The sequence below is a fragment of the Dactylosporangium maewongense genome, from assembly GCF_039531485.1.
Taxonomy (GTDB): Bacteria; Actinomycetota; Actinomycetes; order Mycobacteriales; family Micromonosporaceae; genus Dactylosporangium; species Dactylosporangium maewongense.
The window spans coordinates 23,762-43,855 of the sequence record NZ_BAAAQD010000014.1 but is presented as its reverse complement, the minus strand read 5'-3'; the positions used below and the strand labels follow the sequence as shown (position 1 = coordinate 43,855).

The 20,094-nt window shown below is 73.1% G+C and carries 17 protein-coding genes and 1 pseudogene; 8 read left to right on the top strand and 10 right to left on the bottom strand.

Translation table 11 applies throughout. From position 1 onward, the window contains the following. The first annotated feature begins 102 nt into the window (after positions 1-102). Positions 103-1,821: an arginine--tRNA ligase gene (argS, locus tag ABD332_RS32045; protein WP_344506073.1), complete on the top strand. Its 1,719-nt coding sequence runs from the start codon at positions 103-105 to the stop codon at positions 1,819-1,821. 238 nt (positions 1,822-2,059) lie between these two features. Here argS and ABD332_RS32040 read toward each other — a convergent pair whose 3' ends face one another. Next, the gene (locus ABD332_RS32040) at positions 2,060-3,655 is read right to left on the bottom strand and encodes a glycosyltransferase (protein ID WP_344506072.1); all 1,596 of its coding nucleotides are present in this window, start codon (positions 3,653-3,655) and stop codon (positions 2,060-2,062) included. Beyond that, on the bottom strand, positions 3,652-4,809 hold the full coding sequence (locus tag ABD332_RS32035) for a glycosyltransferase family 4 protein (RefSeq protein WP_344506071.1): 1,158 nt from the start codon (positions 4,807-4,809) through the stop codon (positions 3,652-3,654). The genes ABD332_RS32040 and ABD332_RS32035 overlap by 4 nt, the downstream gene beginning before the upstream one ends. A 411-nt stretch (positions 4,810-5,220) precedes the next feature. Here ABD332_RS32035 and ABD332_RS32030 point away from each other — a divergent pair, with 411 nt between their 5' ends. From ABD332_RS32030 to ABD332_RS32015, 4 genes are all read left to right on the top strand, one after another. Then, positions 5,221-6,567, top strand: coding sequence for a DUF1996 domain-containing protein (locus ABD332_RS32030; RefSeq protein WP_425552330.1), 1,347 nt, complete (start codon positions 5,221-5,223; stop codon positions 6,565-6,567). Positions 6,568-6,658: 91 nt separating this feature from the next. Next, a complete protein-coding gene (locus ABD332_RS32025; protein WP_344506069.1) occupies positions 6,659-7,819 on the top strand; it encodes a sensor histidine kinase in 1,161 nt (386 codons plus the stop codon). Continuing rightward, positions 7,816-8,463, top strand: a complete 648-nt coding sequence (locus ABD332_RS32020) for a response regulator (RefSeq protein ID WP_344506068.1) — start codon at positions 7,816-7,818, stop codon at positions 8,461-8,463. The genes ABD332_RS32025 and ABD332_RS32020 overlap by 4 nt, the downstream gene beginning before the upstream one ends. A gap of 161 nt (positions 8,464-8,624) precedes the next feature. Continuing rightward, a complete protein-coding gene (locus tag ABD332_RS32015; protein ID WP_344506067.1) occupies positions 8,625-9,293 on the top strand; it encodes a carbohydrate-binding protein in 669 nt (222 codons plus the stop codon). An 867-nt stretch (positions 9,294-10,160) separates the two neighbouring features. On the opposite strand, the gene ABD332_RS32010 is transcribed toward ABD332_RS32015, so the two are convergent. From ABD332_RS32010 to ABD332_RS32000, 3 genes and pseudogenes are all read right to left on the bottom strand, one after another. Beyond that, complete coding sequence (locus tag ABD332_RS32010) at positions 10,161-11,525, bottom strand: DUF1996 domain-containing protein (RefSeq protein ID WP_344506066.1); 1,365 nt, start codon at positions 11,523-11,525, stop codon at positions 10,161-10,163. A gap of 114 nt (positions 11,526-11,639) precedes the next feature. Beyond that, a pseudogene (locus ABD332_RS32005) lies at positions 11,640-12,286 on the bottom strand (response regulator). An 11-nt stretch (positions 12,287-12,297) separates the two neighbouring features. Then, positions 12,298-13,518: a sensor histidine kinase gene (locus ABD332_RS32000; RefSeq protein ID WP_344506065.1), complete on the bottom strand. Its 1,221-nt coding sequence runs from the start codon at positions 13,516-13,518 to the stop codon at positions 12,298-12,300. An 85-nt stretch (positions 13,519-13,603) separates the two neighbouring features. Here ABD332_RS32000 and ABD332_RS31995 point away from each other — a divergent pair, with 85 nt between their 5' ends. The 3 genes from ABD332_RS31995 (at position 13,604) to ABD332_RS31985 (ending at position 17,340) form a co-directional block, all read left to right on the top strand. Then, positions 13,604-14,308, top strand: coding sequence for a helix-turn-helix transcriptional regulator (locus tag ABD332_RS31995; protein ID WP_344506064.1), 705 nt, complete (start codon positions 13,604-13,606; stop codon positions 14,306-14,308). A gap of 1,187 nt (positions 14,309-15,495) precedes the next feature. Then, complete coding sequence (locus ABD332_RS31990) at positions 15,496-15,834, top strand: VOC family protein (RefSeq protein ID WP_344506063.1); 339 nt, start codon at positions 15,496-15,498, stop codon at positions 15,832-15,834. Between the two features lie 126 nt (positions 15,835-15,960). After that, positions 15,961-17,340: a UDP-glucose dehydrogenase family protein gene (locus ABD332_RS31985; RefSeq protein ID WP_344506062.1), complete on the top strand. Its 1,380-nt coding sequence runs from the start codon at positions 15,961-15,963 to the stop codon at positions 17,338-17,340. A 48-nt stretch (positions 17,341-17,388) separates the two neighbouring features. Here the strand turns inward: ABD332_RS31985 and ABD332_RS31980 are convergent, their stop codons facing one another. From ABD332_RS31980 to ABD332_RS31960, 5 genes are all read right to left on the bottom strand, one after another. Next, positions 17,389-17,946, bottom strand: a complete 558-nt coding sequence (locus ABD332_RS31980; RefSeq protein WP_344506061.1) for an RICIN domain-containing protein — start codon at positions 17,944-17,946, stop codon at positions 17,389-17,391. Between the two features lie 138 nt (positions 17,947-18,084). After that, positions 18,085-18,612 (bottom strand): hypothetical protein, encoded by a 528-nt coding sequence (locus ABD332_RS31975; protein WP_344506060.1) that lies wholly within the window; start codon positions 18,610-18,612, stop codon positions 18,085-18,087. A 2-nt stretch (positions 18,613-18,614) separates the two neighbouring features. Then, positions 18,615-19,040 carry a YbaB/EbfC family nucleoid-associated protein gene (locus ABD332_RS31970; RefSeq protein WP_344506059.1) on the bottom strand — a complete coding sequence of 142 codons (426 nt, stop codon included), beginning with the start codon at positions 19,038-19,040 and terminating at the stop codon, positions 18,615-18,617. 14 nt (positions 19,041-19,054) lie between these two features. After that, positions 19,055-19,756, bottom strand: coding sequence for a hypothetical protein (locus ABD332_RS31965; RefSeq protein WP_344506058.1), 702 nt, complete (start codon positions 19,754-19,756; stop codon positions 19,055-19,057). Positions 19,757-19,764: 8 nt separating this feature from the next. Then, complete coding sequence (locus tag ABD332_RS31960) at positions 19,765-20,064, bottom strand: hypothetical protein (protein ID WP_344506057.1); 300 nt, start codon at positions 20,062-20,064, stop codon at positions 19,765-19,767. Between the last annotated feature and the right edge of the window lie 30 nt (positions 20,065-20,094).

Here is a 20,094-nt window from a genome sequence, read left to right as displayed (position 1 = left end):
GCACCATGACGACGACGAGCGCGGCCACGCGACGACGACGGTAACCACACCGCCGTCCGTCCCTGCCGCCCGCCTTTCGCCGTTCTCGTTTGGAGCCTCACGATGGTCGTGCCGTCGTTCGCCGCGCTGCTCGCCGCCCGGATCACCGCCGCCCTCCCGTCCGTCCCGGCCGGCTTCGACCCTCAGGTCCGCCTGTCGGAGCACGCCGACCTGCAGGCCGACGGCGTCCTGGCGCTCGCCCGGACGCTGCGGCGGCCACCGCGGCAGCTCGCCGCTGAGGTCGCCGCTGAGGTCGCCACTGGGGTCGCCACTGGGGTCGCCGCCGCGCTGCCCGGCGGCATCGTCGCGGACGTGCGGGTCGCCGGGCCCGGCTTCCTCAACGTCACGCTGACCGGGGAGGCGCTGCTCGGCCGGGTCGCGGAGCGGCTCGCCGACCCGCGGCTCGGGGTCGGGCTGCCGGAGACCGGCGTCCGGACGGTGCTGGACTATTCGCATCCGAACGTGGCCAGGGAGATGCACGTCGGGCACCTCCGGTCGACGATCATCGGCGACGCCCTCGCCCGGGTCCTGACCCACCTCGGCGGCACTGTCGTGCGGCAGAACCACATCGGCGACTGGGGCACCCAGTACGGGATGCTCATCCAGTACCTGGCGGAGCACCCGGCCGACACGGCGGCGCTCACGCAGCGGTACAAGACGGCGTACGCGCTGTTCCAGGCCGACCCCGCGTTCGCGGCGCGGTCGCGGGCGCGGGTCGTGGCGCTGCAGGGCGGCGACCCGGACAGCCTCGCCGTCTGGCACGCGATGGTCGAGGAGTCGACGCGCTACTTCTCCGACGTGTACGAGCGGCTCGGCGTCCTGCTCACCGCCGCCGACATCGCCGGGGAGAGCAGCTACAACCCGATGCTGGCCGGCGTCGCCGGGGACCTTGCCGCCGCGGGCGTGGCCCGGGTCAGCGACGGGGCGCTGTGCGTGTTCGCCGACGGCGCCGACGCGCCGCTCATCGTGCGCAAGAGCGACGGCGGGTTCGGGTACCCCGCCACCGACCTGGCCGCCGTCCGGCACCGGGTCACGACCCTGCGGGCCGACCGGATCGTCTACGTCGTCGACGCCCGGCAGGCGCCGCACTTCCGGATGGTGTTCGACACGGCACGGCGGGCCGGCTGGCTGCCGCCGGAGGTCGAGGCGGTGCACGCCGCGTTCGGGGTGGTGCTGGGCGCGGACGGGCGGCCGTTCAAGACCCGGTCCGGCGACACGGCCCCGCTCGTCGGGCTGCTCGGCGAGGCGGTCGAGCGGGCCACGGCGGTCGTCGCGGCGAAGAACCCTTCGCTGCCCGCCCCGGAGCTCGCCGAGCGGGGCCGGGAGGTCGGGATCGGCGCGGTGAAGTACGCCGACCTGTCCACCAGCCGGACCCGCGACTACCTGTACGACCCGGACCGGATGATGGCGCTGACCGGCAACACGAGCGTGTACCTGCAGTACGCGCACGCACGGCTGCGGTCGGTGCTGGCGAAGGCCGGCTCCGCCGTGCCACCGGTGCGGGCCGACGCGCCGCTGGAGGACGTGGAGCGGGCGCTGATCCTGCGGCTGGACGGCTTCGGCGACGTCGTCGCGGGCGTCGCGGCCGGCTGCGAGCCGCACCGGCTCTGCACGTACCTGTTCGAGCTCGCACAGGCGGTGACCGCCTTCTACGAACGGTGCCCCGTGCTCAGGTCACCCGAACCCTTGCGGGGCAACCGGATCGCGCTGTGCGCACTGACCGCCTCGACGCTGGCGACCGGGCTCGGACTGCTCGGGATCGCGGCTCCTCCGCAACTCTGAGCCCGCCCTCCGTCACCTTCCGCCACTCTTGCCGCCCTTTCCGCAACGGTACGGCGGCCCGTCACGGCGCTGGACGGACAACACCCCGGTTCACAGCTCTCCGCCTACACATACGCTGATCAATGCCCGGGTTTGTGGCTTCTGCTCCCTGAACGCCGCAGCCCGTGGTGCGGACATTGATCGCTCCTGGCGTCAGTCGTGCCCGGTGTCAGCAGGGCATGATGCCAGCCGCACGGGATTAGTCGCGCTCGGCGTCGGCGAGGTCGCTCTCGCGCGGAACGCCCGGGTCGGCGCCGCCCGATTCGGCAGACACGGCACCGGCGGCCATCACATCGGAGGCCGGGTCAGACCCATCGGCCGAGTCGTGTGTCGCGCCGGCCGCGGGTGCCGGTCCGTCGGCAGGGACGGCTCGGGCGGCAGCGGCATCAGCCCCCTGCGCCGGGACGGCTGCCCGGCAGACGTCGACATCGCCCACCACCCGGACGGCGGCATCACCGACCGCCGGGACGTCGGCGCCGCCCACCACCCGGACGGCGGCATCACCGCCCGCCCGAACCGCGACATCGCCCACCGGCCGGACGTCGGCGTCGACGGCCACGCCGGCGCCGGCATCACCCACGACCCGGACGTCGGTGTCGCCCACCGCTTCGGCAGAGGCGGCGTTCTGGTCGGCGATGTCGTCGGGCGCCGGCTTCGAGACGGCGGCACACGGCGAGACCTGGTCGGCGGGGCCGGGCTGCGACGGGACGGTTGGCGTAGCGCTGACGGCGGCGGACGTGGTGCCGGCCGCGGCGAGCGTGACGCCGGCGGCGGACTGCAGGGCGGCTGCCTCGCCGCGCCACGGGCGGCCGAGGCGGGCGTGGCGGTGGCGGTCGGCGGCGCGGGCGGCACGGTAGAGCCGGACGTACAGCGCGGGGGCCGCCCTGATGAGCAGCACCGCCGCGGCGAGGACCACCTGCCGGTGCCGGAGCGCGGCCCAGGCGTCGCGGGGGCGCAGGCCACGGCGGGCGGCGCCGACCGCGTCCCAGGCGGCGGCGGACAGCTCCCCCGCCGACGAGCGGGCCGCGGCGCCCGCGACCGCCAGGGCGCCGGCCCGGAGGCGGAAGTGCTGCCGGGCGGCGGGCGAGCCGGAGCCGTCGAGGACGAACAGGGCCTCGTCGACGGCGGCGGCGCGCTCGGCGGTGCGCGGGTTGAAGCGGGACACGGGGCGGCTCAGGTGGAAGTACGCGGGGCCGGCGACGAACGCGACCGTCCGCGCCCGCAGCAGCAGCCAGGCCATGACGGCGACGTCCTCGTGGCGCGGCCCGTGCGGGAAGGTGAGCCCGTCGAGCAGGTCCCGGCGGACGAGCTTGTTCGTCACGCCGGAGCGGATGCGGCGGAAGAGGAACTCCTCGACGGCCTGCTGGCCGGTCCACACGGTGGCGGTGTCGCGGGACGGCAGCGGCGGGCCGGTGACGCCGTCCTCGGTGACGGGCACCGTGCCGGCCACGACGATGTCAGCACGGTCCTCGTCGCCGAGCACGGCGAGCACGGCCGACGTGAGCGAGGCGAGCAGCTCCGGGTCGACCCAGTCGTCGCCGCCGACGAACCAGACGTACTCGCCGGTCGCGGCGGCCAGTCCCGTGTTGCGGGCCGCGGCCAGCCCGCGCGGGGTGTCGTGCCGCAGGACCCGCACCGGGAACGGCGCGTCGGCAGGCACCGGCCCCAGCTCGTCGGTGTCGTCGACGACGACCAGGTCGACGGTGACGCCGTCGGGCACCCGGGTCGCGAGCAGTGAAGGCAGGGCGCGAGCGGTCCTGCAGACGGGCATGATGACGCTGACCGTGACACTCATCGCCTGGTCACCTCCACTTCGGTCAACGATCCAGCCGCGGGGTGCGACGCGCGCGGGACCGGGGCGGGGATCGCGCCCAGGGCGGTGGCGTAGGCGTCCGCGAGCGCGGCGGCCTGCGCCTGGGGCGTGTGCCGGGCGGCGAACGCCTCCTGCAGCCGCGGCCGCGACGGTCGCCCGGTGGCGAGGACGGTGGCGAGCTCGGCGGCGACGGCCTCGGCGGTGCCGAGGTCCGGGTCGAGGCCGAGGGAGTCCAGGGCGGGGATGCTGCGGGCGACGAGCGGCAGCCCGGCCGCGGCCGCCTCCAGCAGCGGCAGCGGGCAGCTGTCCCAGGCGGCCGTGTGCAGGTACGCGTCGGCGGCGGCGAGATGGTTGCGCACCTCCGCCGGCGACCGCCAGCCGGTGACCCGGACGCCGGCGGCGCGCAGGGCGGCCTCGCCGCGTGGGTCGCCGCCGCCGACCCACGTCCAGGTGACCCCCGGCGGGTCGGGCAGCAGGGCCTTGACCCGCAGGAGGAACTCGAAGTCCTTCTGCGCGCCGACCCGGCCGACGGTGACGACCGACCCCACGTGCCGGGTGCGGTCCGGGCGGGCGGTGCGGGCGCGGGTCGTGTTGGGCACGACGACGGCGGGGATGCCGAGCTCGGTGGCGAGGCCGGCCTCGCGCGGGCTGACGCAGACGGCGAGGTCGGTCGAGGCGGCGACGGCCCGCTCCGCGCCGCGCAGCAGGCGCAGCGCGACGGCCAGCAGGTCGGTGCGTTCGAAGCCGAAGCAGTGCGGCGTGTAGAGGATCGCGGGCCCGGTCGCGGACCGGGCGACCGCCGGGATCACGGTGCGCCCGACGAGGCCGGCCCGGCTGCCGTGCAGGTGCACGATGCGGGGCGCGACGGCGGGCAGGATCTCGCGCAGCGCCCGGCCGAGCGAGAGCAGACCACCACCCAGGCCGCCGCCGGCGTCGCGGCTGCCGGCGAACAGGTCCTCGAACCGGACCGGCAGGTCGGGGGCCACCGTGCGGGCGCGGCCTCCGCCGGCCCTGCCGCGGAAGAGCAGGTGGTGCTCGAACTGGGGCGTGGAGCGGACGAACTCGACGATCGCGGCGGCCGTGCCGCCGTTCATCGACTCGGTGACGTGCAGGATCCGCGGGGTCTCTCGCCGCATGGCAACCTCCCGTTCAGCCGTGCACGGAGAGTATCAGTCAAACCACGCTATGTAGGCGCAAATCGGGCACGCCACACGATCGACCGGAGAGCGCTCTCCATTCGCGCCTTAAGTTCCGCTGAGCTGTGCCCGGAATGTGCGCTTTCGCACCCGCCGAGCGTCGCCACGTATTGACGGACCGGCCACACGGGCGCAACATTTGGGAGAGCGCTCTCCAACGGGCGCTTCCCCGCCACCGGTACCACCGCCGGCACCGGCGACGCGCGCGACCGCCTCACGCGCGTCAGGCACCACCGGACCGGCGACGGCGCCCGCCCACACCCTGGGAGCTCGATGAGTACACGACCGAGTACGAGACGGCTCAGAAGAATCCTGGCCCCCATCGGGGTCACCACCGCGGTGGTCGCATCGATGGTCGTCGGCGCGTTCCAGCTGACCGCCGCCGACGCCGCCGACGCCACCCTGCTCTCGCTCAACAAGCCCTCGCTCGCCTCCTCGCAGGAGCTCGGTGAGTCGCCGCCGGCCGGCGCGTTCGACAACAACCCGAGCACCCGCTGGGGCAGCCAGTGGAGCGACCCGCAGTGGCTGCGCGTCGACCTCGGCGCCACCGCCACCATCACGCAGGTCGTCCTGCAGTGGGAGAACGCCTACGGCAAGGCGTTCCAGATCCAGACCTCGCCCGACGGCAACGCCTGGACGAGCATCTACAGCACCACCACCGGCACGGGCGGCACGCAGACGCTCAACGTCAACGGCTCCGGCCGCTACGTGCGGATGTACGGCACGCAGCGCGGCACCGGCTACGGCTACTCGCTGTGGGAGTTCAAGGTCTACGGCACGTCCACCGGCACCCCGCCGCCGACCAGCGGCCCCGGCTGGGTCGACGCGCCCAACCCGGTCACCGGCGTGACCCCGTCGACGGCGACCCCGCCGGCGACGAACCCGCCGACGACGCACCACGAGTTCCAGGCCAACTGCGAGGTGAGCCGCAGCAACCTCAACGACGACCCGATCGTGTTCTTCGGCCTGCCGGGCGCGTCGCACTCGCACACGTTCATGGGCAACAGGACCACCAACGCCAACACGACCCTGTCGTCGCTGCAGGCCGGCACCACCGCCTGCATCACGCCGGGCGACAAGACCGCGTACTGGATGCCGACCCTGCTCAACAACGGCGTCGCCGTGCAGCCCGTCGGCCGCCAGGTCATCTACTACAAGAGCGGCGTCCTCGACTGGCGCAGCGTCCGGCCGATGCCGGCCGGTCTGCGGTACGTCGTGGGCAGCCCGTCCTCCACGCTCGACCAGTTCAAGAACCACCCGGGCGCGGTCGAGGGCTTCGAGTGCGGTGACCTGACCCGTCAGTGGGACATTCCCGCCAACTGTGTCGCGGGCAGCCAGCTCAACGTCCGGTTCCAGGCCCCCAGCTGCTGGGACGGCCTGCACCTGGACTCGCCCGACCACAAGGCGCACATGGCCTACCCGGTCGTGGGTGTCTGCCCGTCGTCGCACCCGGTCGCCGTCAACATGATCGAGTTCAAGATGGCGTGGCCGGTCAGCGGCAACATGGCGAACGTGGCGTTCTCCAGCGGCCGTGGCTACTCGTTCCACTACGACGTGTACAACGCCTGGGACCCGCCGACCCTGGCCGCACTGACCACCCACTGCATCAACGGTGGTCTGCAGTGCAACCCGCGCGGCTTCGACCAGTACAAGCCGGAGCGCGGCGCGGCGCTCAACGAGAACTACATGCTGCCGTAACGCACGAACACCGGTCGGCGCCCCGTTCCGTCATGGCGGGGCGCCGATCGCTGTCTATGTGACCAGCGCCGGAACGCGTAGAGTCCCGGCCGTGGGGCAGCATGTCGACAGGGTCGTGGCACCGGCCGCCCTGGGACGTGCGGTGCTGCTCGCCCGGGCCGCCGCCACGCTCACCGCCGGCGCCGTCGGGGTCCGCCTCGTCGCCGACCCCCGCCCGCTCCTCGCGGCCCTGGCCGTCGTCGCCGGCACCACCGCCGCCGGGCTCGCCGTGCTCTCCCGCCACCCGCACGTCGCGGGCCACCCGGTCCCCGTCCTCGCCGCCGACGCGCTCGCTGTCGCCGGTGTGCTCGCCCTCGACGGCGGCGGGGTCGCCTTCCACTGCGGCGCCGTCGGCGCGTCCGCCCTCGCCGGGGTCCTCGCCGGCATGCGCGCGCTGCCGCTCGCCGCCGGCTACACCGCGCTCGGCTACACCGTCGCCGCCACGGTCCTGCCCGCCGGCGCCGACCCGGAGCTCGCCGGCTTCATGCTCACGTTCCCGATCGGCTGCGTCCTCGCCACCGCCGGCGCCGCCGTCGCGACCGCCGCCCTGCGCCGCCACATGGAGCTGTCGGTGCGGGTCGTCGCCTCGGCACAACGTACCGCCGCCGCGTCGGAACGCGCCCGCCTCGCCCGGGAACTGCACGACTCCGTCACCAAGACGCTGCGCGGGGTGAGCTTCGCCGCGCTCGCGCTGCCCCAGTCCCTGCGCCGCCACCCAGACCTCGCCGAGCAACTCGCCGGCACCGTCTCCCGCGGCGCGGAGGTGGCCGCCCAGGAGGCCCGCGAGCTCGTCGACGGCCTGCGCCTGGACACCCTCGACGGCGACTTCGCCGGCACCGTCCAGGCGATCTGCCGGCGTTGGTCGCAGGTGTACGGCATCCCGGTGCGACTCGTCACCGCCCCGGTCGACCCGCCGGTCGCGGTCCGCTACGAGCTGTGCCGCATCCTCCAGGAGGCCCTGCAGAACGTCGCCCAGCACGCGTCGGCGGCCGGGACCACCGTCAGCCTGCACCAGGGCCGCCGGCACCTGCTCCTGCGCATCCACGACGACGGCCGCGGGTTCGGGCTGCCCGCCGACCTCTCCGAGCTGCGCACCGCACAGCACTTCGGGCTGATCGGCATGTACGAGCGGGCGAGCACCATCCAGGGGAGCCTGCACGTCGCGTCCGCCCCCGGCCGCGGCACGACCGTCGAGGTGACGGTGCCGGCATGATCGAGCTCCTGATCGTCGACGACAACCCGATCGTCCGGGCGGCGCTGCGGGGTTACCTGAACGGCCTCGACGGCGTCCGGGTCGTCGCCGAGGCCGCGGACGGGCGCGAGGCCGTCACGCAGGCACAGGCGCACCGCCCGGCCGTGACGCTCCTCGACCACCGGATGCCGGTCGCCGACGGGCTGTCCGCCCTCGCCGAGCTGAGCCGGCTCAGCGGCGTCCTCGTCATCACCAGCGACGCCGACCCCGACCTCATCGGGCGGATGCTGCGCGGCGGCGCCCGCGGGTACCTGGTGCACGGCGCGTTCGACCCCGACGAGCTGCGCCGGGCCGTGCTCGCCGTGGCCGCCGGGCACGGGTGGCTGTCCCCGGTCGCGGCGGCCGTCGCGACGGCGACCGTCCGGGCGCAGGCGTCGCGGGAGGAGCTGGCGGAGCGGCAGGAGGAGACGCTCGGCCGGTACCGGCTGACCCGCCGCGAACGGGACGTCCTGGACCTGCTCGCGGAAGGGCTGTCCAACGCGGCGATCGCGCACCGGCTGCTGCTGACCGAGAAGACGGTGAAGAACCACCTCCACCACATCTTCGCGAAGCTGCACGTCCGCGGCCGCATGGAGGCGGTCCTGCTGTGGACCGGCCGCCGATGACCGCCCCGTCCCCCGCGCCCGACCCGTCCTCTGCATCCGTTGCGCCCGCCGCTTCTGGTGCGCCCGCTGCTTCTGGGGCTGGCTTTGGAGCGGCCGCTGCATCCGGCGGGTCGTCTGCGCCCGGTGTGCGCTCCACGTCTGCGGCGGCCGCCGGGTCCCTTGTGGATGGTCCGCGGCGGGAGTGGGCACGGCGGGCCGGCTGGGTGGCCCTCGCCGCCGCGGTCGTCGCCACGGCGACGGTCGTGCCGCCGCTGGTGCTGCCGGACGGTCGCGGCCACCCGCCGGCCGCGACCGCCTCGACACCCCCGCCGGGCGGGCCTTCGCCGACGCCGGTCCCGACGACGCCGACCCTCACCACACCCGCCCCGACGACGCCGCTCTCGGCGCTGCCACGCACCTCGGCGCCTGCCCCGGGAGCCTCGCCACCCCGTACACCTGCCGCGTCCTCGACCTTCGCGGCGATCAGCCTGCACGCGGCCGACGCGGCCAACCTGCGCAACGGCGCCCGCGTCATCGAGTGCCCGACCTGCATGGGCGGCAGCCGGGTCGGCTACATCGGCGGACCGAACACCCTCGCCATCCGGGTCACCGGCGTCACCGCGGCGGGCGAACGGACGATGACCGTCACGTACGAGACCGCCGAAACCCGCACGCTCCGCGTCGCCGTCAACGACGGCCCCACGCAGTCACTCACGCTGAGCGGCGCCGGCGACTGGCGCATCCCCGCCACCGTGACGCTCCGCGTGCACCTACCGGCCGGCACCAGCTGGATCCGGTTCTTCAACGACGAGGGCCCAGCCCCCGACGTCAACCAGATCCAGCTGCACTGACGACCCGCCGATGCCGCGCCCGCACCCACCCGGCGGGGTTGTGGACGTGCGCCCCCGCCGACCCCACCCCACCGAACCAGCACCGGACCAAGCCAGCACCAGCGTCCACCGGACCAGGCTCCCACTGACATCCACCGGACCAAGCTGCCGCCAGCGCCTCACCCCACCAGACCAAGCCGCCACCAGCGTCCAGCAGACCAAGCCAGCACCAGCGTCCACCGGACCAAGCTGCCGCCGGCACCCACCCCACAGGACCAAGCCGCCACCGCGTCCACCGGACCAAGCCACCACCGAACTCGCCGCCGCCTAACATCAACCACAACGGATCAGCGCTGACCGCCTCCTACACCACCAGCGCGGACATGACCTCCGCCGGACCAAGCCACCCCCAGCGTCCACCGGACCAAGCTGCCGCCGGCACCCACCCCACAGGACCGAGCCGCCACCGTGTCCACCAGACCAGGCCGCCACCAGCGTCCACCGGGAGGCCCGCCACTGGTGACCAACTCCACCGGACCGAGCCGCCACCGCGTCCAGCAGACCAAGCCACCACCAGCGTCCACCGGGACCAAGCCGCCACCGGCGACCACCCCGCCAGAACAGGCCGCCGCGCTGGCATCCACCCCACCGGACCAGGCGGCCGCTGGCGTCCAGCGGCTGCGACGAGCAGGTCGGACCCGTCGTCGGGCGGCACGGCCCGTCGTCGCGAGCCGGGCCGAGTCGTCGAGCCACCGGCGTGTGCCGGCCGGACGGCGCGGACGGCAGCGGGATCGGCCCGGCCGGCTGAGGCCCGCCCACCGGTGGGGAGTCGCCCGGCCGCACACCGCGGCGAACGAACCACACCGGTGAGCGCTCACGGTCACGGCATCAGAACGTCCCGGCCGTGTTGCACTTGGCCTTCTGGACGACGCAGTTCTTCACCCGGTGGCCCTGTGCGGCGTTGTCCCAGGCGAGGAACGCGTCACCGTGGAACGACGACGCCATCCCCGACGACAGCGTGAACCCGTCGATCGACCCGGGCGTCGGGTAGGCGATGACGAACGACACCGACGGGATCGCCACCGGGAACGCGCCACCGCACTTGCCGTCGTACGTGTAGGCGACGTGCCCCTTGTGCGTCGGGCTGTCCAGGTGGACGCCGTCCCAGCAGTCCTGGAACACGAGCTGGAACAGCAGCGAGGCGCCCGGCGCGCACCGCGGCCAGTTGCCGTCGGCGCTGCGGCCGATCTCGCCGCCGGGGCCCGCGCAGTAGAACTGGTTGACGGTGCCGGCCGGGGTCGGCGCCTGCAGCTTCGCGTCGCCGGCGATCATCCGGAAGCCCTGCGGGAACGGCACCGTCTTGCTGGAGTCCGTGAGCCTGGAGCCGTAGTACACGACGACGGCCTTCGGCTCGACCGGCTGGCCGTGCTCGTACAGCGTGGGCACCCAGTACGCGGAGAGGTCCGGCGCCGGCGCGCAACTGGTGCCGGCGTTGGCGAGCAGCGTGTCGGCGGTGCTGTTCGCGTCGGTGCTCCGGTTGCCGATGAAGCTGTGCATGTGCGACGCGCCCGGCAGGCCGGGGAAGACGATCGGGTCGTCCTTGCGGGAGTGGCTGTACGTGCAGGACGCGTTGAACTCCGGGACCCGGACGGCGCCGGCGGGCGCGGGGTCCATGGGCATCGCGTTGAACGCGGCGAGCTGCGCGCCCCACTTCGCCTGGTCGACGTCGACCCAGCCGGTCGCCGCCGGGCTGCTGCTGCTCGATGTGGCCGCGGTGAACGAGAACCAGTTGATGTTCACGAAGTCGCCGCCCGCGCCGCTGCGCAGGACCGCGAACACCGGCTGCGGGCCGGCGGTGGCGTGGGTGCCGGTCGCGGACAGCGTCGTCCACGCCTGCCAGCCGCCGGTCGCCGCGATCGGGAACTGCGCCAGCAGCGGCCCGGTCAGCGAACCCGTCCGCAGCTCGACGGTGCCGTTGCCGACGGCGGAGGCGACCCGGGCCGCGGCGGTGACGGTGCCGGCGGGGCCGAGATCGACGCCGTCGAACCGCATCCAGTCGCCGTTGGCGAGATACGCGACGTTCTGACCGCCGCCGGTGTCGACGGTGGTCTCCACCTGTACGCCGGACTGCGCGGCGAACGACTCGGCCTGCACGACGAGCGGGGTGGCGGCGTCGGCCATGTTGACGGCGGTGACGGTGACGGCGGCGAGCACGACGGCGATGACGCCGGCCGCGCGCCTGAGTCTTGACATGAGGCTCCTCCTGGCGGGGAAGGGGGATTGACCGCTTTCCACGCTAGGACCGGCACGACCGCGGCACCTGAGCCCGAAGACCCATTTTCGGGGTCCCAAATTTCGTTCTTTCGGTCAGGTGCGCAGGTACTTGAGAACGGCAAGGACGCGGCGGTGGCCGTCGTCGGGGCCGGGCAGGTCGAGCTTGGCGAAGATGTTGCCGATGTGCTTGGCGACGGCGGCGTCGCCGATGTGCAGGCGCGGGCGATCCACGCGTTGGACCGGCCCTCCGCCATCAGCCCCAGCACCTCGCGCTCCCGCGGGGTGAGCCGTGCCAGGGGGTCGGCGGCGCGCTGCCGCGTCAGCAGCTGCCGCACCACATCCGGGTCGATGACGGTCTCGCCCGCCGCGACCCGCGCGACCGCGTCGGCGAACTCGGTGATGTCCCCGACACGGTCCTTCAGCAGGTACCCGACGCCGGCCCGTCCGGCGGGCGCGAGCAGCTCTGCGGCGTAGGCGGTCGCGGTGTACTGCGACAGCACCAGCACCGCCGGCTGCGGGTCGTCCTCCCGCAGTGTGAGCGCCGCGCGGAGACCCTCGTCTGTGTGCGTCGGCGGCATCCGTACATCGGTGATGACGAGATCCGGTCGGTGTTCCCGTGCGGCGTCGAGCAGCGCCTCGGCGTCACCGACGGCGGCCGCGACCGTGTGGCCGAACCGTTCGAGCAGGCTGGCGAGCCCCTCCCGCAGCAGCACCGCGTCGTCGGCGAGCACGATCTTCATGCCGGCCGACCTTAGGTCAGGCCGCACGGCAGGTCCACCCGCAGCGTCGTCGGACCTCCCGCCGGGCTGGTGACGGTGAACGTGCCGTCCATGACCGCGGTCCGGTCGGCGAGGCCGCGCAGCCCGGTGCCGGTGGCGGGGTCGGCGCCACCGCGGCCGTCATCGGTGACCGTCAACGTGAGGACGTACCGCGTGATCCGGCCGCTGACCGTGATCCTGGACGCGCCGGCGTGGCGGACCGCGTTGGTCAGCGCCTCGCACACGACGAAGTACGCCGTCGTCTCCACCGCCGCCGGCAGCCGCCGGTCCAGGGGCAGGTCGATGACGACGGGCACCTGGCAGCGTTCGGCGAGCTCCCCGACTGCGGCCGGCAGGCCCAGGTCCGTGAGCACCTGCGGGTGGATGCCGTGGATCAGCTCCCGGATCGACGCCAGGGCCTGCCGCGCCTGCCGTTGCGCGTCCTCGAGCAGGTGGGCCGCCTTGCCGTCGCCGACCTCCAGCCTCGCCAGCCCGAGCGTCATCGCGAGCAGCACCAGGTGCTGCTGGGCGCCGTCGTGCAGGTCCCGCTCGATCCTGCGGCGCTCCGCCTCGAACGCGTCGACCAGCCTTTTCTGCGACTGGGACAGCTCCTCGACCCTGCGGTTGAGCTCGGCGTCGCGCGGCGCGAGCAGCCACCGGGCGAACGCGGCCTGCGTCGCGGCGACGGCGCTCAACGCGTACAGCCCGACCGCCGTCGCCGGCACCGCGAACGCCGTCGCCGCCAGTGCCTCCCCACGGGTGTCGACGACCAGGTCGCCGAACTGGAACGGCACCCCCGCCTGCACGAACACCGGCGCCGCGGCCACGATCAGGCAGTCGACGAGCAGGCCGAGGCTGACCAGGTCGACGAGCAGCAGTACCGACGCCAGCGCCAGGACATAGATGAGCTCCCGCCACGTCGCACCCTCACCCAGCCGCGACCGGAACCACCCACCGAGCCCCGGCTTCGGCACCGGATGCGGGCTGGGCATCGGCACCCGGTCCAGGATCCGCAGCCGCCGCCGCTCCAGCGCCCCGACCGGCAACCCCAGGAACACCACGGCCGGCGGGAACAGGATGCCGGCGATGAGCGCCATCAGCAGACCCACCGCGACGACGACGCTGCCCAGCAGGTACAGCAGACACCGCAGCGGCCAGCCCGACAGCAGGAACCGGTGCGGTGCCCTCGCCATCGCCTGCCACACACCGCTCACGGCACCGACCATACGGACGCCACCGGCACCGTTCGGTAGACCTGGCTCCACCATTTTTGTCGTACCTGGTGGATAGTCTGGCGGCGTGAATCGGACGGATCGGTTGTATGCGCTGGTCGAGGAGCTGCGCGCGGTGGCGCCCCGCCCCCGCAGCGCCCGCTGGCTCGCCACCCGGTTCGAGGTCTCCACCCGCACCATCGAGCGCGACATCAGCGCCCTGCAGCAGTCCGGCGTCCCGATCTGGGTCTCCCTCGGCCGCACCGGCGGCTATGCCCTCGACCGCACCCACACCCTGCCCCCGCTCAACATGACCCCCGCCGAAGCGGTCGCGATCGCCGTGGCCCTGCACCGCCTCCACGGCACCCCCTTCCACGCCCCGGCCCGCACCGCCCTGCACAAGCTCCTCGCCGTCATGTCCCCCGCCGACGTCCACCGCGCCACCGAGCTCGCCGCCCGCATCCACCTCGTCGACGGCGCCGACCCCGGCCCGGCCCCCGTCTCCCCCGCGGTCGTCGAAGCCTTCACCACCGGCCGCGTCCTCGACATCGCCTATGCCGACCGCTTCGGCACCACCACCCGCCGCCACATCGAACCCGTCGGCTATCTCGGCGGCCCCACCGGCTGGTATCTGCTGGCCTGGTGCCGCCTCCGCGACGCGGTCCGCTCGTTCCGCGTCGACCGCATCCACGACGTCACCCCCACCCCCGAGCTCACCACCCCACGCCCGCTGCCACCCAACGCCCTCGACATCCCCGGCAAGCTCATCACCCGGATCGCCATCGCCGCCTGACCCACCTCCCGCCACACCCCCGACCGACCTTCCCGGTCGCCACGCCTCTTCGGCGCCGGCCGATTCCAGGTCGTGGCGTGGGCCGCGGTGGTGTTCGCCGTCCTCACACCGTGAAGCGCGTCGCCTGGTGCTTCTTCCACAACCAGCGCAACGCACTCCGCCCTGGTGGTTGCTGTCCGCGTACGGGTTCGCCGACCCGTCTGGTCGCAGGTCAGGCCAGCGCGGAGGTGGGGTTCTTCCCGCCAGGCCGGAGGCCGGGCGCCAGGTGGCGTGGTAACCCTCCGTGCCGTGGTCGCGGTGATGTTCCCCGGCCGCCGTCCTCGCATGGTCCAGCGCCGTCGAGGGCGTCGTTCGGTGCTTCCACACCGTCGTTGGCTTTCACAACCCACCCACATCCCACCGACCGGCGGAATCGCACCCTCTGCCGTGGTTCACAATCAGCGAAGCGCACCCGGCTGCGGACTTGACCTCCGCCGTCGCGGCTGTCTCTGCGGGTCGGTCGTGGCCGTGGTCGGCATGATCGAAGTCGCTCGGTGGCTGCCCGGACGGCCAGGGGTGTCCTTCGATCACGGTGGGGGTCTGCCCTCGTGGTCACCGTCCGCGCCGTGGTCGCAGCGATGTGCCCCGGTCGCCGTCCTCGCATTCCCCATGGGGCGGTCGGGGCCGTGGTTGGCGTGATCGAAGTCGCCGGGCGGCTGCCCGGGCGGCCAGGGCTGTCCTTCGATCACGGTGACGGTCAGCTCTCGTCGTCACCGACCGTGCCGCGGGCGCGGTGATGTGGCCCGGCCACCGTCCTCACAGTCCCTGCGGATTGGCCGTGGCCGTGGTTGGCGTGATCGAAGTCGCTCGGTGGCTGCCTGGGCGGCCAGGGGTGTCCTTCGATCACGGTGGCGGTCTGCCCTCGTGGTCGCCGTCCGCGCCGCGGTCGCAGTGATGTGGCCCGGCCGCCGTTCTCACATTCCCTGTGGGGCGGCCGGGGGCGTGATCGGCGTGATCGAAGTCGCGGGGTGGCTGTCTGGGCGGCCAGGGGTGTCCTTTGATCACGGTGGGGGTTCGGCTGGCGCCTCGCTGGTTGTGAGGTGAAGGGAAATGCCGACAGGACGGTGTCGTGGGAGGGGGTGAAGGTGGTGGCAAGTGGCCGGGCGGGAGGACGTGCGGCTCCAGGACGACGGGGTTGAGGAGTGGGAATGAACGGCATCGGGTGGTTTCAGGTCGGGGTCAGTGACGCGGCGGTGGCGCGGCGGTTCTACGGGGAGTTGTTCGGGTGGACGTTCGGCGGGGACGGGGCGTACCAGATGATCACCACGCCGGACGAGAGGTCGGTCATGGGTGGGTTGGCGGTGGGGCAGCCGGGGCACGCGATCTTCTACGTCGTCGTCGAGGACGTGCCGGGGGTGTGTGAGCGGGTCGAGGCGGCCGGGGGCAAGGTGCTCGTGCCGCCGACGCAGACCGAGGACGGACCGGTGTTCGCCAGCATCACCGATCCGGAGGGCAACCACTTCGGGATCTTCAAGCCGCGGGGGTAGCGCGGCCGCGACGCCGGCGGGGGGCACGCAGCGGCCCCCGCCGGCACGGTCCGGAAGCGGACTGAGCGGCCGAATTGTCCAATATGTGGAATCAGTCGCAGATGACGGCTGTGTATCATCGCCCGGGTGAAGGTATGCGTCGTGGGCACCGGTTACGTCGGCCTCACCACCGGCATCTGCCTGGCCTATCTCGGGCACGAGGTCACCTGCGTCGACCTCAGCCAGGAGAAGGTCGACCTGCTGCGGGCGGGGCGTTCGCCGATCTACGAGCCGTTCCTCGACGAGCTCATGCATGAGGCCGCGCACAACCTGACGTTCACCACCGACTACGCCGAGGGTGTCCCGGGCGCCGAGGTCGTGTTCGTCGCGGTGCAGACGCCGTCGCTGCCGGACGGGCAGCCCGACCTGCGGTTCCTGCGGATGGCCGCGGAGAGCATCGGCAAGACCATCGACGGCGAGTTCACCGTCGTGGTCAACAAGTCGACGGTGCCGATCGGCAGCGGAAACTGGGTCGAGTCGATCCTGCGGGAGTCGTTCGAGGGGTTCCACTCGCGGCGGGCCGCGGGCGAGTTCGCGGTGGCGTCCAACCCGGAGTTCCTGCGCGAGGGGTCGGCGATCCACGACACGCTGTTCCCGGACCGGATCGTCATCGGGTCGGACAACCCGCGCAGCCTCGACGTGCTCAACCGGCTCTACCGGGCGGTGCTCAACCAGTCGTTCACGGCGCCGACGTTCCTGCCGCGCCCCGAGGAGGTCGGCGCGGTCCCGCTCGTCTCGACGGACCTCGCTTCGGCGGAGCTCATCAAGTACGCGGCGAACGCGTTCCTCGCCCTGAAGATCAGCTACATCAACGAGATCGGCAAGCTGGCGAACAAGGTCGGCGCCGACATCAACCAGGTCGCGCGGGGCACCGGGCTCGACGCGCGGATCGGTTCGCGGTTCCTGCAGCCGGGCGTCGGCTGGGGCGGGTCGTGCTTCGGCAAGGACACCGCGGCGCTGATCGCGACCGCCGCCGAGTACAGCTACGACATGCCGATCGTGTCCGCCGCCCGCGAGGTCAACCAGCGCCAGCGCGAGGAGGCGGTCAACAAGCTCCTCGACGAGCTGCGCATCCTCAAGGGCCGCAAGATCGGCCTGCTCGGCCTGGCGTTCAAGCCCAACACCGACGACCTGCGCGACTCTCCCGCGATCGACATCGCCAAGCTGATGATCGCCCGGGGCGCCCGGGTCAAGCTGCACGACCCGGTCGCCGCCGAGCGGTTCCGGGCCGAGCAGCCGGAGCTCGCCGCGAGCCTCTGCGAGAGCGTCGACGAGGTCTTCGACGACAGCGACGCCGTCGTGCTCGTCACCGAGTGGCCGCAGTACCTGGAGCTCGACTGGGGCAAGTACGTCGGCCTCATGCGCACCCCCGTCGTCCTCGACGGCCGCAACGTGCTCGACCCGCAGCGGCTGAGCAGGCTCGGCTACACGTACCTCACCATCGCCGGACGACCCGTCGGCCTCTGAGGAGACGGGCGGCGGAAGAAGCCGCCGCCCGCCCGTACCACTCGGAAACTAGGCGAACCCGACGACCCAGCGCTGCGCGAGGGTGCCGTTGCAGCGGTAGATCTGCATCGCGAGGCCGGCGGCCGCCGACCCGCCGGGCACGTCGACGCAGTAGCCCGTGTCACGGAACCCGACCCGCGACTGGATCTGCACCACGTTCGGCAGCGTCGAGCCGGTGTTGAACTCCTCGTTGCTGATCGCCACGCACGTCCCCTGCAGCAGCCGCGCGTTGTTGAGCGCCCCGTCGAAGGCGTCGAAGCAGTACCCGCTGAGCTGGTTGAGGAAGCGGTACTTGGTGCCGCCGAGGCTGACCGTCTGCCAGCCCTGCGCGATGCTGCCCGCGACGCACGGCTGCTGCACGATCGCCGCGAACTCCGCGGTCGACGCCGGCTGGAGGCACATCCCGTTGCCGACGTTCTTGATCGGCCGGAACACGCCCGCCGCCAGCGGCGCCGCCTTCTCCGCCGGGGCGGCCGCCGCCGGTGCCCCGCTCAGCACCAGCGTCATCCCCATCAGCGCCACGGTGGCCGCGAGACCACCGAGCACCTTCCGCAAACTGAGCCGCATGTCCGCTCTGCTCCCTTCGACAGTCCTTCCCGGCGGAACCCCGCCGGCCTGCCGAAAGCGTCGTCCCCGGCCCTGATCCGCCGTTGACGCGCCGCTGACGCGGCCCTGCAAAGCTGACGCGTCCTGCAAAAAGGAAGGTCAGCGGGGTGGCGGCTGGTACTTGACGCCGAGGTGGGGACGGGCGATGGCCGCCACCGCGGTGTCGGCGCCGGGGTGCCAGCCGAGCCAGGCCTCGCGGCGGCCCTGGAGGCCGAGGCGTGGCGGGCGGGGCATCGGGACGGTGGTGCGCAGGTGGTACAGGTGGCCGCCGGCGGACGGGACGGCACGCAGCTCGTCGATGTCGAACCAGCCGATCGTCGCCTCGTGCCGGCCCGACCGCAGGACGACGCCCCGGTCGGTCAGGGTGGTCGTGCCCGTCAGCCAGCCGAGCTCGGCGGCGACCAGCAGCAGCGCCATCGCGGCCCAGAGCACGGCGAGGACCGTCCAGCCCCAGCGCAGGCCGAACGTGAGCGCCGACAGGAACGCGGGCAGGTCGTGGTCGCGGCTGTCGATCACCGCAACGGCGACGCTGAACGCGGTCATGAGGACGAGGAACGCCAGCACGAGCAGGCTGACCCGGTGGCTGCGGTGCAGCGCCCGGGCCCGCCGCAGCACGACCGGGGACATGATCAGAATCCGCCCTGGCGGCGGAGCCGTTCGAGGGTCTCCATCGCCTCGTCGGCGGAGGCCTGGAAGCGCTGCTCGGCCTCGGCGACCAGCTTGCTGGGGTCGCCGGTACCGTCGACGACGCCCATCACGTCGTCGCCCAGGATCTCGCGCATGGCCTCCATCGTCTGGCGCCGCAGGTCCTCCAGGGCGCCCTGGGCGGCCCGGAGGGTCGCGTCGCCGAGGTCCTGCGCGGGGCTGCGCATCGCCCGCGGGTCGATGGTGATCCGGGAGAGCCCGGCGTCGCCGCGCGCCTCCGCGGTGACGAGGCCGTCGAGGGCCTCGCCACGGCCGACCATCGCCGCCGACCGGCGCTGGAAGTCCTCGACCTGCCGCATCTGCCGCAGCGACTCCTCGACCAGCCGGTCGGGGTCCATGTTCGGGTCCACGTGCTGTTCCTATCTCATTTCGCCGGGCCGGGCAGCTCGCGCCGGGGCGCGACGTACCCGTTGCCGCCGGTCAGCGGGGAGTAGTCGATCGTGATCACCTTGAAGTCGGCGCCCTTGACGCCGCCGGGCTGCGACTGGAAGGCCTTCGACAGCGCCACGCCCGCGAGCAGGATGGCGGTGGCGCCGCCGGCGATCGCCGTGATGGTCTTCGCGGCCGCGCCCGCGGTCATCGCGACCGCCGACACCGCCGTCTCGGCCGCCGCGCGCACCGCGGGGAACGCCGGCGTGGCCATCGCGAGGCCGACGGCGACGGCGCAGGCGAACGCGAACGTCCCCGCCACGATCGCCATCACCGCGAACGCGTAGTAGGCCGCGGCGACCGTCTGCAGGCCGGTCCCGACGTTCTCCAGGTACTTCTTCAGGTCTTCGACCTCCTGGTTGTACACCGTGACGGCGTTGAGGTAGGCGTCCTTGTCCTCCGCGATCCACTGCGGGCCGACCTTGGCGTTCGCGTTGACCATCCGGGACTTGACCACCTCGAGCGCGGTGGCCGCCTGTTTCCACTCGTCGCCGGCCTGCCAGATCGAGCCGGGGTTGGAGATGCCCAGGCCGACGGCGAGGCCCAGCCGGATGGCGCTGGACACGAACGGTGCCGCCCCGAACGACGAACCCAGCGCGAACCGCAGCATGATGACACCAGAGGTGAACGGGTTCATGACGCCTCCTAGCGGTACATGACCTGGTTGGTCGACTCGGCCTGCTCCCACGTGGTCGCGATGCCGTCGAGCTTGCCGCGGAACGTGCCCAGCTGGTCACGGCCCGCCTTGACGTAGTCGGCGAGGTAGGCCTGGGCCTGCTCGTACGCGTGCTGCAACGGGAACCCGACCAGCCCGAACCCGGGCGACTCGATCACCGCCTCCGCCACCTGCCGGGCCACCGGGTCGAACGCGGGTGCGACGTCCTCCACCAGGTCCTTGCCGAGCTGCCGGATCGCGTTGGACGTGACGTGGATGTCCTGTGCCATCGACCCTCCCCGAATCGTCGTCGAAGATGC